This window comes from Rhizobium sp. SG741 (assembly GCF_012275435.1).
In the GTDB taxonomy this organism is placed as follows: Bacteria; Pseudomonadota; Alphaproteobacteria; order Rhizobiales; family Rhizobiaceae; genus Rhizobium; species Rhizobium lusitanum.
The window spans coordinates 1-13,200 of sequence record NZ_JAAZQP010000002.1; the positions used below are offsets into that span (position 1 = coordinate 1).

Annotated in this window: 14 protein-coding genes and 1 pseudogene; 6 read left to right on the plus strand and 9 right to left on the minus strand. The window is 59.0% G+C overall.

Annotated features, from left to right (window positions below):
* The coding region (locus FHT29_RS05410) for an IS5 family transposase (RefSeq protein WP_168599306.1) at window positions 1-398 on the plus strand (398 nt) is incomplete at its 5' end.
* Window positions 399-411: 13 nt separating this feature from the next.
* On the opposite strand, the gene FHT29_RS05415 is transcribed toward FHT29_RS05410, so the two are convergent.
* Window positions 412-567 (minus strand): hypothetical protein, encoded by a 156-nt coding sequence (locus tag FHT29_RS05415; protein WP_168599307.1) that lies wholly within the window; start codon window positions 565-567, stop codon window positions 412-414.
* A gap of 136 nt (window positions 568-703) precedes the next feature.
* Between FHT29_RS05415 and FHT29_RS05420 the strand changes: the two genes are divergently transcribed.
* The gene (locus FHT29_RS05420; protein ID WP_037197063.1) at window positions 704-1,192 is read left to right on the plus strand and encodes an Rrf2 family transcriptional regulator; all 489 of its coding nucleotides are present in this window, start codon (window positions 704-706) and stop codon (window positions 1,190-1,192) included.
* A gap of 17 nt (window positions 1,193-1,209) precedes the next feature.
* On the opposite strand, the gene FHT29_RS05425 is transcribed toward FHT29_RS05420, so the two are convergent.
* The 5 genes from FHT29_RS05425 to FHT29_RS05445 form a co-directional block, all read right to left on the minus strand.
* Window positions 1,210-2,688 (minus strand): mechanosensitive ion channel family protein, encoded by a 1,479-nt coding sequence (locus tag FHT29_RS05425; RefSeq protein WP_168599554.1) that lies wholly within the window; start codon window positions 2,686-2,688, stop codon window positions 1,210-1,212.
* Window positions 2,689-2,767: 79 nt separating this feature from the next.
* Entirely contained in the window at window positions 2,768-3,181 is a 414-nt protein-coding gene (locus FHT29_RS05430; protein ID WP_047552693.1) for a cupin domain-containing protein, read from the minus strand.
* Window positions 3,182-3,257: 76 nt separating this feature from the next.
* Entirely contained in the window at window positions 3,258-4,013 is a 756-nt protein-coding gene (locus FHT29_RS05435; protein WP_168599308.1) for an SDR family oxidoreductase, read from the minus strand.
* A gap of 101 nt (window positions 4,014-4,114) precedes the next feature.
* Entirely contained in the window at window positions 4,115-5,032 is a 918-nt protein-coding gene (locus FHT29_RS05440; RefSeq protein WP_037197068.1) for an MBL fold metallo-hydrolase, read from the minus strand.
* Window positions 5,033-5,166: 134 nt separating this feature from the next.
* On the minus strand, window positions 5,167-5,646 hold the full coding sequence (locus FHT29_RS05445) for a carboxymuconolactone decarboxylase family protein (protein ID WP_047552696.1): 480 nt from the start codon (window positions 5,644-5,646) through the stop codon (window positions 5,167-5,169).
* Window positions 5,647-5,776: 130 nt separating this feature from the next.
* Between FHT29_RS05445 and FHT29_RS05450 the strand changes: the two genes are divergently transcribed.
* Window positions 5,777-6,721 carry a LysR family transcriptional regulator gene (locus FHT29_RS05450; protein ID WP_168599309.1) on the plus strand — a complete coding sequence of 315 codons (945 nt, stop codon included), beginning with the start codon at window positions 5,777-5,779 and terminating at the stop codon, window positions 6,719-6,721.
* Here the strand turns inward: FHT29_RS05450 and FHT29_RS35045 are convergent.
* Window positions 6,700-7,095 (minus strand): annotated as a pseudogene (locus FHT29_RS35045) (SDR family oxidoreductase); the annotation flags it as partial. The gene FHT29_RS05450 and the pseudogene FHT29_RS35045 sit on opposite strands and share 22 nt — an antisense overlap.
* A 198-nt stretch (window positions 7,096-7,293) precedes the next feature.
* Between FHT29_RS35045 and FHT29_RS05460 the strand changes: the two are divergent.
* The 3 genes from FHT29_RS05460 to FHT29_RS05470 all read left to right on the plus strand — a co-directional run bounded on the left by FHT29_RS05460 (window position 7,294) and on the right by FHT29_RS05470 (window position 11,486).
* A complete protein-coding gene (locus FHT29_RS05460; protein WP_168599310.1) occupies window positions 7,294-7,899 on the plus strand; it encodes a dual specificity protein phosphatase family protein in 606 nt (201 codons plus the stop codon).
* 245 nt (window positions 7,900-8,144) lie between these two features.
* On the plus strand, window positions 8,145-10,061 hold the full coding sequence (locus tag FHT29_RS05465) for a glycosyltransferase family 39 protein (protein WP_168599311.1): 1,917 nt from the start codon (window positions 8,145-8,147) through the stop codon (window positions 10,059-10,061).
* A gap of 258 nt (window positions 10,062-10,319) precedes the next feature.
* On the plus strand, window positions 10,320-11,486 hold the full coding sequence (locus FHT29_RS05470) for a glycosyltransferase family 2 protein (protein WP_051963509.1): 1,167 nt from the start codon (window positions 10,320-10,322) through the stop codon (window positions 11,484-11,486).
* Between the two features lie 212 nt (window positions 11,487-11,698).
* Here the strand turns inward: FHT29_RS05470 and FHT29_RS05475 are convergent, their stop codons facing one another.
* Both FHT29_RS05475 and FHT29_RS05480 read right to left on the minus strand, forming a co-directional pair.
* Window positions 11,699-12,346: a TenA family protein gene (locus FHT29_RS05475; protein WP_348644860.1), complete on the minus strand. Its 648-nt coding sequence runs from the start codon at window positions 12,344-12,346 to the stop codon at window positions 11,699-11,701.
* Between the two features lie 3 nt (window positions 12,347-12,349).
* Window positions 12,350-13,192 carry a BtpA/SgcQ family protein gene (locus FHT29_RS05480; RefSeq protein ID WP_037197073.1) on the minus strand — a complete coding sequence of 281 codons (843 nt, stop codon included), beginning with the start codon at window positions 13,190-13,192 and terminating at the stop codon, window positions 12,350-12,352.
* Window positions 13,193-13,200 lie beyond the last annotated feature (8 nt).

Genomic DNA, 13,200 nt, shown 5'->3' on the forward strand with positions numbered 1-13,200 from the left:
GCGGCGGCAGAACGACAAAAATCCATGCTGTTGTCGATGGTTGCGGCCGTCCCATCGCAGTCGAAATAACCCCCGGACAACGTGGCGACGCTCCCATCGCCGCCAACCTGCTTGCACCCCTGCCGCCCAGCCGTTTATGCGCAGCCGATACTGCCTATGACAGCGATGCCTTTCGCCGCTTCCTCATTCAGCGAGGAACCTGCCCCGTCATCCCAAACAATCCAACCCGCAAACGCATCCAGCCTTTCGATCCGCAGGCCTATAAGCGAAGAAATATCATCGAACGCATGTTCTGCCGTCTCAAGGACTGGCGCCGCGTCGCAACACGATATGACAAGCTCGCCATCAACTTCGCAGCTACATGCTATATCGCTGCCACCATCATATGGTGGGTTTGATTGAGTCTCCACCCTAACCCACGGGAATGGCGACCAGCGCCGGGTCGTCGGCCGGCGGCAAGGGCGTCAGCGGAAAACACGGCTCACCGATTACCTGAACGCCGATCCCGAGCACGCTCACCTGTTCGACATTCGACTTGCTCACAGTCGTGGTCTGTGGAGCCTGCATCAGAAGAGGTCCCAGGAATGCGTCGTTGCGGCTTTTACGCCTGTGGCAAACATTCAATTTACAGCCGCTTCATTTGCGGATATATATTGTCCTTAATAAGGAGCATCGGCGCCCCGCCGGCATCAAGTGAGCTAGAATGATCCTCAAAAGCCAGGTCGAGTGGGCGTTGCATTGCTGCGCTATTCTCGCAGGTCTGCCGCAAGGGCGGTATCTTTCCACGAAAGCCTTGGCCGAGCTCCATGGCCTGCCGAAGGAATATCTTTCCAAGGCGTTGCAGAGCCTATCCCAGGCATCGCTGGTCGAGACGACGCTTGGGCCGAGCGGCGGTTATCGCCTGGCAAGACCGACTTCGGAGATCAATTTTCTCGATATCGTCGAGGCGGTGGAAGGGAAGTCGCGCACCTTCACCTGCTCCAATATCCGGGCAAACAACCCCTGCCGTCCGAAAGATTTCTGCGACAGCAAGCCCTGCTCGGTTGCACGCGTCATGTGGCAGGCCGACGAGGCTTGGCGCAACACGTTGAAGAGCGTTAGCCTCGCAGACCTCGTTGAGACCCTGTCGGAAGACGTCCCGGCCGACATCTGGAAAAACACCTTCGAGTGGGTTTTGCAGCGCGCCGGGTAAGACATCCATGGCCTGTTTCAACGGCCGAAGATCATTCGCATCGCCTTCAGCATCCTCAGCGTGCGTCGCTCCCGCTCATGCGGCAGCGCGTGCTCTGGCAGATGTCCGGTGTGCCGCGAAAGATGGGCGGCGATCTCCTCGGCAAGAGCGGGGCGCGCTGCAAACAGCGGTTCGAAGGCTGGCTGGCCGATGTCGTAGACCGTCACCCGCGTCAGCGCCTCCAGCGTGAAGGCCTCTTCCATGCCGGCTAACAGGCCAGTTTCGCCGAAGTAGTCGCCAGGCGAAAGCCGTTTCAGCTCCCGCCCCTCCTCGCGCATCACCACTATTCCTGCGCGGATCATCATCAGCGACGGCAGCGTCTGCCCCTCCTGCGCGATCACATCGCCCTTTTGGAATTCGCGCGTGACTGCCGCGTCCGCCAGGCTCTCCTGTTCTTGCGGTGTCAGGCTTGTAAAGATCGGGATCGCCCGGATGAGATCGAGTGGCGCCACTTCCGGCGGCTTCGCCGCCTCCTCGCTCGGAAGTGCCGCCACCACGGCGGTGACGGCCGGCGGCATGGCAAGCAGCAACCCGGCCGACTTGCAATGACGATAGAAGAGATCGATGACCTCGTTTCTCGCCCGGATGCGCACGGACGAACTCGTCACGCGAAACTGCAGCTCGATCTCCAGCGCGGTCGCATCCACGCTCTTCAGCGCCACGAGGGGCGGCGGCTCGCGGAGGATGGTGTTGCAGCCGGCAAGAACCGTGCACATCACATCCTCGACGATCGAAGGCATTTTGGTCGGGGCGACGCGGAACGTCATGGTGACGAGATGCGTCTCGTCGGGCTGGCTGACATTGGTGAGCGCAAGCTTGGCCAGCAGACTGTTCGGAAGGATGGCGATATTGTTGGCGCCGGTCAGGATGTGGGTGGAGCGCCATGTGCTGGCGATCACCCGCCCTTCAATTCCGTCGCCAAGCGCGATCCAATCTCCGAGTGAATAGGGCCGGCCGATTGTCAGCGCAATGCCGGAGAAGACGTCGCCGAGCGTATTCTGCAGGGCAAGGCCGAGGACGATCGCTACCACGCCCGAGGTCGCGACCAGCGTTCCGATCGGCACACCGAAGACGAAGGCGAGAACGGAAAGGGCGACGCAGAGATAGACCAGGCCGACGACAATATCCTGTAGCAGGCGAGCTTCGCGCGGGCGCCCCTCCAGCACCAGATAGATGCGTACGAAACCGATCAGCGCCCACGAGAGATGCAGCCACCAGAGGGATTTCGCCAGGATGACGTTGAGCGAACGGGCATCGTCGGTGCCATAGCCCTCGAAACTGTTGGGGGCGATCTTGCCGTTGAGAAGAATGGCAGTCATGACGCCGAAGAAGATGATCTGCACCACGAGCCGGGTATAGGCCGAAGCGCGCGGGATCAGATGCCAGACGAGGATTCCCGCAAGGCCCACGCCGATCAGCGAGGTAAGAGGTGAATTGGCTACCACATCGGGAAGCAATTGCGACACAGCGAGCTCCTCTCCTGCGCTTCAAAGAACGCCGCACCCACGCAGAGCCAGTGCGGCGCGCTTTCAGCACTCACTTCTTAAGGGGATAGGTGAGCTCTTTCTGACTGGTATCGACGACGAAGACGGCCAGCAGCTTGGCGGGCGCGGTCTTGCTGTCATTGGCGCTGACGCCGTGGCGGTCGCCCGGCATTTCGGAAAAGCTTTCGCCAGCCTTATAGACTTTCACCGGGCCGTCATTGACCTGGCTTTTGATCGCTCCTTCAAGAACCGTGGCATAGATGAAGGCCGAGCTCGGATGGGTATGACCCTCGGAAAAGCCGCCCGGCCCGTATTCCACGAGGATGCCCTTGATGCTCTTGCCGGGAACGTTCGGCAGTTCGTGCTCGTAGACGAGGCTGACTTTGGCGGCGTGGTTGTCGTCTGCCTTCGCAGCGCCTGCGGCGGCGAGCAGCATGCTGAGTGCGATAAGTTGCGTTCTGAACATCTCGATCTCCTTTTGGTGAATAGCATGCCAGGCAGCTAAACCGCCGGGCACGCGGGGTTACATCAAAGATTGCAGTTCACTTCGGCTGGCCGGCCTTGGCGAACCATTGCTCGAAGGTGATGTGGCCGAGGCGCGGATTGTTGTCGGAAACGAGCGAGCCATCGTTCAGTTTGGCGCCGAAGTAGCGAGCCTCCGGATCTGCCTCAACCTTACGGGCATCGCCCATTGCTTTCAGATAGCGGGCAACAAGCTTGTTCAGCCGGACGCGCTCAGGCCCCGAGATCTCCAAAATCCCATTGATCGGCTCGGCTGTCGCAACGGCGGCCATATTGTCGGCCACATCGTCCGAGGCGATCGGCTGGACGTAGGCTGGCGACAGATGCACGGTGTCTCCGATCGTGCCGGACTGGGCGATGCCACTGAGGAATTCCATGAATTGCGTCGAGTGGACGATCGTATAGGGAATGCCGGCCCCCCGGACGATCTTTTCCTGAGCGACCTTGGCCCGCATATAGCCGCTGTCAGGTATGCGATCGACGCCGACGATGGAAAGCGCGATGTGATGCTTGACGCCGGCGGTCTTCTCGGCGGCAAGCAGGTTGCGGCCCGAGGTCTCGAAGAATTCGAGCACGGCCTTGTCCTCGAAGGACGGCGAGTTTGCGAGGTCGATGACGACGGAGGCTCCGGCAAGCGCTTCAGCTAGTCCCTCGCCGGTGATCGTATTGACGCCGGTGTTTGGAGCGGCGGCAATGACTTCATGGCCTTGCTTGCGAAGGCGGTCGGCTGTCTTTGAACCGATCAGGCCGGTTCCGCCAATGATAACGATTTTCATAAGCTTCTCCATTCGCGGCCGCTCAGCGCGCCGCATTGTCCATTCGTTTCTGGATGGTGGTTGTGGATTCAGGCCGCGTAGATCTTATCGGCCAACAAGCGTCAGTAGTCCCAGAAGGCCGGTACCCAGCGAAAGGCGTCGCCATCGACCGCCACCCGACCAACGGAGGGGAATGGCAGGTGAGTGGCTACCAGCTGCTCGCCAGTCGCCGCCAGTTCCTGCAAGAGACGGATCCGAACGCGAGCCGCCTCTTCGGGGTCGTGTTCGAAACCGTTAAACCAGTCGGGGTGGTCGAACCCGACCGTGAACACGGCGTCGCCGGCAAACGTCAGCCGATCGCCGCCGGATGCCAGGCGGACCACGCTGTGTCCGGGGGTGTGGCCGCCGGTGCGATGGACAACCACCCCAGGCGCCACCTCGTACTCATCATCGAACAACCGCAGTTGGCTGCCGTACTCTTTCGCGAACCGCTTGGCGGCCAACCGAAGCGCATCCGGGAAGCCTGGCGGCATGGAGACATGGGTGAAGTCGGGCGCCTCCCAGAATTTGACCTCGGCGGCCGCGACGTGAATCCGCAGGTCCGGACGCAGCCGGTCCTTTACCCCGTCGACGAGCAGCCCGCCAATGTGGTCCATGTGCATGTGGGTAAGCACCACGTCGGTTACGGACGCAAGATCGATACCGGCGGCCTCCAGTCGCTTGATCAACTGCCCGGCCCGCGGCAAGTTCAGGTTCGGGTCCAATCCCAGTCCAGCATCGATGAGTATGGTCTGCTCGCCGCTGTGCACCACGACCACGTTCAGCGACCAGTCGAAAGCGTCCGGCGGCAAGAACATGTCGTTCAGCCAGGCCGCCCGGACGGCCGGGTCGGCGTTGTGCGCCAACATCGTGGTGGGGAGCGGCAGCACTCCATCGCTGATCACCAGCACCTCGATTTCGCCGACGCGCACCGCGTAGCGTGATGGAACCAGCTCGTCCTTGGCTGGCTTACCGGGATGGGAGATAGTGTCTACGGTCATGTCTGTCTCCTGTGGAACACGGTCTTGGAACCGGGCAGGCCGGTTACACCGATAATGACGGTTGTCGTAAGATGTCTTCTGTCGCAGCTGCCCATACGGACAGGCATCGTTTGATGGGTCCTCGGGCGAGAGGCTTAGTTCAGGCCGGCCTTGTCGAGACCATAGGCCTTGTCGGCCGAACCGGGCACGGCCTTGAAGGCGATGCTGGCACGGTTCCAGGCGTTGATCGCCATCACGAGGAAAGTGAGATCGGAAATCTCCTTTTCCGAAAGCTGGCCGCGCACACGCTCATAGATTTCGTCCGGCACGCCGCCTTCCGGCAGCTTCGTCAGCGCTTCCGTCCATGCAAGTGCCGCGCGCTCGCGGGGCACGAACAGGTTGGATTCGCGCCAGATGGCGATGTGGTAGAGGCGCAGTTCGGTCTCACCGTGGATCTTGGCTTCCTTGACATGCATATCGAGGCAGAAGGCGCAGCCATTGATCTGCGAAGCGCGGATCTGCACGAGATCGTGAATCCTGTCCTCGATCACGCTGTTCTTCAGCGCCATGCTGAATTCCATGAATTTCTTGAACAATTCGGGGGACTGTTGGGCATAGTTCAAACGCTGGGTCATCGTCTCTCTCCTATTAAGGATATTCTCTATCCTTATGGATACAAAATATCCGTAATTGCTGGACTGTAAAGCCTTCCCGGCCTATGCTGCGTGCATAAGGCTTATGTCGAAAAGTATGGGGGACAGCGAAATGGATATCGTTTCGGCGTTGCGCACATTTCTGCGGGTAGCGGAAACCGGCTCGTTTTCCGCCGCAGCCGCCGATCTCAATCTGACGCAGCCGGCGGTATCGCGGCAGGTTGCGGCGCTGGAAAAACACTTCAATACGAGGCTTCTGCACCGCACGACGAGCGGCCTGTCTCCGACGGCGGAAGGCGAGCGCGTACTGCCGATCGCGCTGCGGATCTTGGGCAATGTCGACGATCTTGGCGACGCCCTATGCCCGGATGGCACGCGCACATCAGGCAAGGTGAAGCTCGCCCTGCCCGCTCCCCTCGGCCTTCTCCTCAGCGACCGGCTGGTGGACCTGCTCAGCGCGCACCCGAACCTGTCGCTCGAACTCGCCTTCCGGGAGCAGGCCTCCGCTCTCATTGAAGAGGGTATCGATCTCGAAGTACGCATCGGCGCCGTGGCCGACAGCAGCCTCATCTGCCGCCGTATCGGCTGGACGACGGCATTCCTCGTCGCAGCTCCGTCCTACATCGCTCGGCGCTCGCCGCCGAAGGTCCCTGCCGATATCTCAGCCCATGACTGCATCTGCTACGCCAGGGGCGGCCACGGCCGCGCCTGGCTTTTCTCCGATGGATCCGAGGATATCGCGGTGCCGATATCGCCGCGGCTGGTGGCGGACAATGCCCTCTCCATTCACCGCGCCGCCCTTGCGGGTGCCGGCCTTGCCATCCTTTCCCACATCATCGCCGTGCCGGATATATACGCCGGCCGGCTGATCCACTTGATGGAGGACTTCCCCCCGGCAAGGCTGCCGATCTACCTCGTCTACCCCTCGCGCCGGAACATTCCCCAACGCGTCAAGATCGTCCTCGATTTCCTGACCGCCCTCATCGATGCCGATCCCTCCATGTCGGAGCGAACCACCACGACGCCCTGCGAGACGCCGCATATGCCGGCGGCATGACTGCACCGTGGAAGGGCTCGCCTGGCCATCGGAAAGAAGGACTTGGCGTTTGCGTTCATGACGCTGTCCCACTCGTCCTCGGAGGTTTCGTGGACTGACCTCGAAATGATGAAGCCTGCGTTGCTGACCAGACCGTCGACAGGCCCAAACTTGCTCTCTGCGAAATCATAGATGGTGTTCACATGGTCCGATTTCGTGACATCGCCAGCGATCGAGGCCACCTCGTCTGCACCACTCGCCGCGAGCTCCAGAACGTTGGCGACAGATCCGTTACGCAGACGCGCGCGCCCGTTGCTGCGAGCTTGCTGACGACCGAGCGACCCACGCCGCCGGCAGCGCCCGAGACCACGATTGTCCTGCCAGCCAGATCCAATGGCATGATGCTTCCTTCTCCCACCTAAACGCCTGTATTTGCCGCGGCAAGTCGCTGCGGATTTGGTCGAAAATCAACACACGTCTCGTCCGTATGTTCTGACAGGCGTTTCGCATTTTTGCGCCGCCATTGTTCAGGCGTCTGTCAGGCTCTTGCGGCATGTCATGGAAACTTCACAGAAGGACGGGCTGAAAGAGCAATGACTGTATTTCGCAAGGTGGCCCTCGCCGCCCTTGGCGCCATCGGAATTCTGGGCGCGAGTTGCGCGGCTTATGCTGGCCTCCTGCAGGCCACCGGTAACTTTCATTCGGTGATTGATGGCCAATTTTACCGCTCGGCTCAGCCAACGTCCGATGAGCTCATCTCCTACATACGGACACACGGAATCAAGACAGTCATCAATCTGCGCGGAACACATCCAGGTGCTGCGTGGTATGACGATGAAGTCACGACGGCTCGTGGCCTTGGCATAACGCATATCGATTTTGGTATGTCGGCTTCGAAAATTATCTCGCCTGAAAAGGCGCAGCGGCTTGTCGAGTTGATGGCCTCGGCCCCGAAACCCATCCTTATTCACTGCCTCTCGGGTTCTGATCGCAGCGGTTTGGCCGCAGCACTTTATGTCAGGAAGATTGCCGGGTTGGATGAGGCCAGAGCTGAAGAGCAACTATCCTTCTATTATGGGCATGTGGGCATACCCGTAGTTTCAGCGGCCTACGCAATGGACAGGAGCTGGGAAGATGTCGAGGCTCAAGACAAAAAGCAGGCGCAGGCCGAGCTTGTAAACGGTGCCACTGTGCGATAGCGACGGAAGCTGAGCGGCGACTTTTTTGAAGTGAATGCGTCCAGCAGGGCGTCGATGGTAGCTCGCAGGCCTTCGGCACGACCGAGAGACGCATCAGGCTGGTCTTGTCCGCTGCCCATCCAGCAACGTCGCTGGCTAGAGATACCCCTCGGGCACGCTGGATCATCGGCAACAAGAGAAAATTGAGATCGGATAATATCGTGCGACAGGTTCAGGCTCTTGGGGCCACACACAAGCACACTGTCATGCGCCTTTTTGTCGTTGGCATGATATGCGCGCTTCTCGATTTTATGGCTTTCGTGGTGCTGATCCGAGTTGGCATCGACCCGATGAAAGCTCACGTTCTGAGCTTCGTCTGTGGTGTTCTCTTATATTTTGTCTGCATCGCGACCGGGATCTTGGCGCGGATCGATCCCGCTGTGGACAGCAATTCCAGTTCGCAGCAGCTGGCAATTTTCCTCTTCCTGAGGCTTTTGACGCTCAGTCTGAGAGGCGGAATCTTCGTTGTCGCAATGACAACCCTCAATCTTCCGGTCGTTCTTTCCGGCGCCTCCGTGGTGCTTGCAAGTGCTGCCATTGGTTTGCTGGGCGACACGCTTTTCTTATGGCCGACCATATCCATTGAAAGGCGAAAGCTGTTCGCGGCGGTTGGCCTCATCATCTATCTTCTTTCACTTCGCCTCGTATTTCTCGGTTTCGCCAACCTTCTGCCTGAAGAGGCCTACTATTGGAATTATGCGCAGCATCTGGACATCGGTTATCTTGATCATCCGCCGATGGTCGCGTGGTTGATCTGGCTGGGAACCATGCTCTTTGGAGATAACGAGTTCGGTGTTCGCGTCGGCGCATATATCTGTTGGCTGTTGACCGCCGGTTTTTCCTTCTATCTCGCGCGGAATCTCTTCGATAAGGCGACGGCAATAGCGTGCGCTCTGCTGGTTGCCGTGCTCCCATTTTATTTTTCAACCGGCTTTCTGATGATGCCAGACGCGCCGCTGGCTGCAGCCTGGGTGGCCACGCTGTATTTTCTGGAGCGAGCTCTCCTTGGTGAGAAGCGTCTTGCCTGGTTCGGGGCTGGCCTGTCGTTTGGTATAGGCCTGCTGTCGAAGTATACGATACTGCTATTGGGGCCGGCAGCGTTGCTGTTCGTTTTGATCAACCCGAGATCGCGCCGCTGGCTTGGTCGAAGAGAGCCATATCTTGCCGCTGCAATCTCGGCCCTGTTATTTTCGCCAGTGGTTTACTGGAATGCAACGCACCAATGGATGTCCTTCGCATTCCAGGGGTCGAGACGCGTGGGTGAGGCATTTCAATTCACTTTGCCATCTCTCATCGTCAGCGCCGCTGTTCTATTGACCCCCACCGGCCTCATCGCCGCGGCCGCCAGCCTGAAGGAAAATGTCTCTGCACTCCGATCGCGACCAGGCACGACCAGAGCGCTTTTCATTCTCCTCTTCACGCTTATCCCGCTTAGTGTGTTTGTTCTCTTCAGCCTTTTCCATGAGAACAAGCCGAATTGGACCGGCCCTCTGTGGCTCGCGGTCCTTCCCTTCGTCGCATCCGTGCTTGCCCGAGCGGCAGGAGAAGAGCGGTGGCTGGGACGGCGCCTGAGACGCGCATGGATACCGACGATCGGAATCACAACGGCTGTTTATGCGGTGCTTTTTCATTACGTGGTTCTGGGTTTACCCGGGATCGGCTACATTCATAACATCCGCACACTACCGGTCGCGTGGAGCGAATTCGGCGAGGCGGTCGGCGCAATTGAGGCCACGGTAGCCAAGGAGAATGCAGCTCCCGTCGTGCTGATCGGTACGGACAACTACTTCCTTGCCAGCGAAATGGCCTTCTATGCGCGCCAAGCACAACGCATTCGAGACAATTCAATAGGGCTGAGCGCCATTGGCGGCAGCAGTCTGATGTATGACGTCTGGCATCCGGCCAAAACAGTGCGAGGAAGTACAGCAGTGCTCGTTTCCCTGAAACGAAACGAGTTGGAGCAAGACGACATCCCTCGATACTTCTCGCGTCTGACCGACATTCAAGAGCAGGTCGTGCGAAAGAACGGCGTCATCGTCGGGAGCTTCTATTATCGCGTGGGTTATAATCTTGGTGGTTGCGAGAATGCAGGCATGCAGTGCGCCTCGTCGTCGGGAGGCTAAACATTTCCTGCGCCGGCTACATGTGCTATGGGTGGGTAGGTCCCAAACTTCGACGCGAATTCAGAGTATTGTCAGGTGATCGTGGCATATAGGCGATATCGAAGTCGCTCCGGCGTCATGGCGGGCCAATGGGCGAGGAAGATTCGTGGGAGCAAATTGGCTTCATGAGCCGCTGAAGCGGTCGCATGTGTTCGGCTCGAACCTTCCGCGAATTCGTCGACAGGACTCGCTCTTCCCTCCAAGGAATATTAGACCCATATGACTTCATCTCGTTTGGCTCCCATCAGCGCATGGCCTGGGGATTTGGCAATCTTAAAGGGCGAAATCCCACGGCAGGAGGGCTTTGAGCTCTCCATCGTCATACCGACCTTCAATGAACGTGAAAACATCGTCCCGCTCATCGAACGCCTTCGGGCTGCGCTTGTCGGTATCGCATGGGAGGTGATTTTCGTTGATGACGATTCAAGCGACAAGACCGTCGATGTTGTGCGAAGCCTGTCTCTAACCGATCGGCGTATCCGAGGGATCCGGCGGATTCATCGGCGCGGGCTTGCCGGTGCTTGCCTAGAGGGCATTCTCTCGACATCGGCGCCTATAGTTGCCGTCATGGATGCTGATCTGCAGCACGATGAAACACGGCTGGTAGCCATGCTTGCCATGATGCGCAGCAATCGGACCGATCTGGTGGTTGCAACGAGATATGGCGGGGAAGGCTCGTCGGCTGAGGGGTTCACTGGCGTCCGCCAAGTGGGAAGTCAGATGGCCATCCGGATTGCAAGGCGTCTGTTGAGAATCGAGACGTCCGATCCGATGAGCGGATTTTTCATGGTCAAACGCGCGCTGATCGACGAGCTTGCTCCGAAGCTCTCGCAGCAAGGCTTCAAGATCCTGCTGGATATTATTGCGTCATCGCCCGTTCCCTTGAAAATTGGGGAGATTTCATACGTGTTTCGGCCGCGGATTCACGGCGAGAGCAAACTGGATGCATTGGTGGTATTCGAATATCTTGGGCTCCTCGTCGCAAAATGGTCGGGCGATATTATTTCCTCGCGAATGCTATTGTTCGGCTTGGTCGGCCTTAGCGGTGTTGTCGTTCACCTGACTATCTTGCGGCTGCTGCTGCTGGGGGGGCTGGAGTTTCCAGTCAGCCAGGCTGCCGCCATGTTGGCCGCAGTCGTCTCGAATTACACGTTCAACAATGCCCTCACATATAGAGATCGACGCCGCCGCGGCGTGCGATTCCTGACAGGCTTGATGTTGTTCTCGGCATTTTGCAGCATTGGAGTTCTCGCAGGGACCGGTGTGTCGTCACTTTTTTACAGTCGGGAGCCGCAATGGTGGCTCGCCGGCCTGGCGGGAGCCGTCATTGGTGCAGGCTGGAATTATATTACCAGCTCCATGATTACCTGGCGGCGAGCAGGCTGATTGGAGGCTTCGGCTTAATCCGGACAGGGACACAGAACGAGCGGAGTTGTGGACCTACCTATGAGAGCAATCGACAACGCGATTTCGTGCCGGGTTGCCACAGCGGCGGTACGACATTGACGATGGTCGGAAGCGCCAAGTGTTTGCGGTGCAGATGAAACAGGTGAGCGATCGGGCCTATTGATTGCTAACCCCGGGTCATCTCTGAGGTTCTAGGAATAGGCCGCATCATGGAAATCGATCTCCAGGCGTTGCACCAGGCCGAAAATCATGCTCAGACGTTTGCGCTCGGCGGCATCCAGCGTCTCGCCGGCTTCGTCCAGCACGGTCTTCAACCATCGCGCCTGCGCCTCGAATGCCGGTTCGGCGTGGAGCGCAACCCATTCCTTCAGAAGCGGATCGTTGATCGTGCATCTGCTGGCGGTCTTCGACCAGGTCCAGTACATCCATTCGGCGGCAAACATCGCCGCAATCGTATCGAGGAAGCCGCCATTGCGCGCGATCGCCAGCATCCCGTCGCGGAAAGCGGCGACATCCTCGCGGCTGGTGTCATAGCTGGCCGGATCAATGCCACGGACGACGAAGGTCTTTTCGAAATAGGCGATCTGCTGATTGGCTAAAGCGTCGAGCACGCCGATCAGCCAGCGCTTCTGCGCCATCGTCTCCGCTTTGGCGGTGGCATAGGCGAAGATCGCGATCGCGGTATCGACAAAGGCGCCTTCGAAAACCAGATAGCGCTCGAAAGCTGCGACTGGCAGTCGATCAGCCTTGATGTCCTCGACAAATCGATGATGAACCATGGCATCGAATATATCGCGGTTTTCTTCGAGCATCTGGTCGGAGAGGCTTTGCGTCATGATTGCTCACGCCTCCAGGCCGGGCGCAGCAGCGGCCACAAAAGCTGCGACGCGGGCTGGATCGACTGGGTTCCACCAGACACCCCCCTCTTTCAGCGAGGAGGCGACAATGACGCCGTTCGTACGCTTGAGGATTTCAACGATATTGTCCTTGGTGACGCCGGATCCGACGAGCAGCGGCAGATGCGTTGCCGCGCCGATTTCCTCGATCTCTTCAATCGTCGCGCTATTGCCCGTTCGCTGGCCGGTGGCAATCACCACGTCGGCATCGAAGAAGGCAAGATCGCGCGTCAATTCATCGATCGTCCGGTCTGCGGTGATGGCATGCGCGCCATGCTTCACGTGGCTGTCGGCAAAAACCCTTATATGCTCGGCGCGCAGCAGCGACCGATAACGCATCGCCTCGGCAGCCCGGCCCTCCATAAAGCCCTCATTGGCGACATAGGCATTGGCCCATTGATTGACGCGGATGAAGCGCGCGCCTCCGGCCATGGCAATCGCGAAGGCGGGGATAGGCGCATTGGCAAGCACATTGATGCCAAGCGGCACACCGACGGCACGGGCAATGCGATCCGTGATAACAGACATGAAGGCGGCCGTCTCGTGTCCGATGTCTTCGGGCTTGGAGAAGGGAATATCACCGTGGTTTTCAATGATCAGCCCATGCATGCCACCTTTGACAAGCGCTTCCGCATCGCGCATGCAGGCGTCATAGATGGTGTCCATCGCGGCACTGCGATAACGCGGCGCGCCCGGAAAGGCCGGGCAATGAATCATGCCGATCAGCGCCTTGTCAGTCCCGAATATTTCCCTTATGGCGCTTGAAGCTCTGTCCGATATCAGTTGCATTTCTCTTT

What these genes read in the sequence shown, in the direction of transcription:
- FHT29_RS05415 (WP_168599307.1), bottom strand. Translation starts at nt 567, where the DNA reads ATGCAGGCTCCACAGACCACGACTGTGAGCAAGTCGAATGTCGAACAG.
- FHT29_RS05420 (WP_037197063.1), top strand. Translation starts at nt 704, where the DNA reads ATGATCCTCAAAAGCCAGGTCGAGTGGGCGTTGCATTGCTGCGCTATT.
- FHT29_RS05430 (WP_047552693.1), bottom strand. Translation starts at nt 3,181, where the DNA reads ATGTTCAGAACGCAACTTATCGCACTCAGCATGCTGCTCGCCGCCGCA.
- FHT29_RS05435 (WP_168599308.1), bottom strand. Translation starts at nt 4,013, where the DNA reads ATGAAAATCGTTATCATTGGCGGAACCGGCCTGATCGGTTCAAAGACA.
- FHT29_RS05440 (WP_037197068.1), bottom strand. Translation starts at nt 5,032, where the DNA reads ATGACCGTAGACACTATCTCCCATCCCGGTAAGCCAGCCAAGGACGAG.
- FHT29_RS05445 (WP_047552696.1), bottom strand. Translation starts at nt 5,646, where the DNA reads ATGACCCAGCGTTTGAACTATGCCCAACAGTCCCCCGAATTGTTCAAG.
- FHT29_RS05450 (WP_168599309.1), top strand. Translation starts at nt 5,777, where the DNA reads ATGGATATCGTTTCGGCGTTGCGCACATTTCTGCGGGTAGCGGAAACC.
- FHT29_RS05460 (WP_168599310.1), top strand. Translation starts at nt 7,294, where the DNA reads ATGACTGTATTTCGCAAGGTGGCCCTCGCCGCCCTTGGCGCCATCGGA.
- FHT29_RS05465 (WP_168599311.1), top strand. Translation starts at nt 8,145, where the DNA reads ATGCGCCTTTTTGTCGTTGGCATGATATGCGCGCTTCTCGATTTTATG.
- FHT29_RS05470 (WP_051963509.1), top strand. Translation starts at nt 10,320, where the DNA reads ATGACTTCATCTCGTTTGGCTCCCATCAGCGCATGGCCTGGGGATTTG.
- FHT29_RS05480 (WP_037197073.1), bottom strand. Translation starts at nt 13,192, where the DNA reads ATGCAACTGATATCGGACAGAGCTTCAAGCGCCATAAGGGAAATATTC.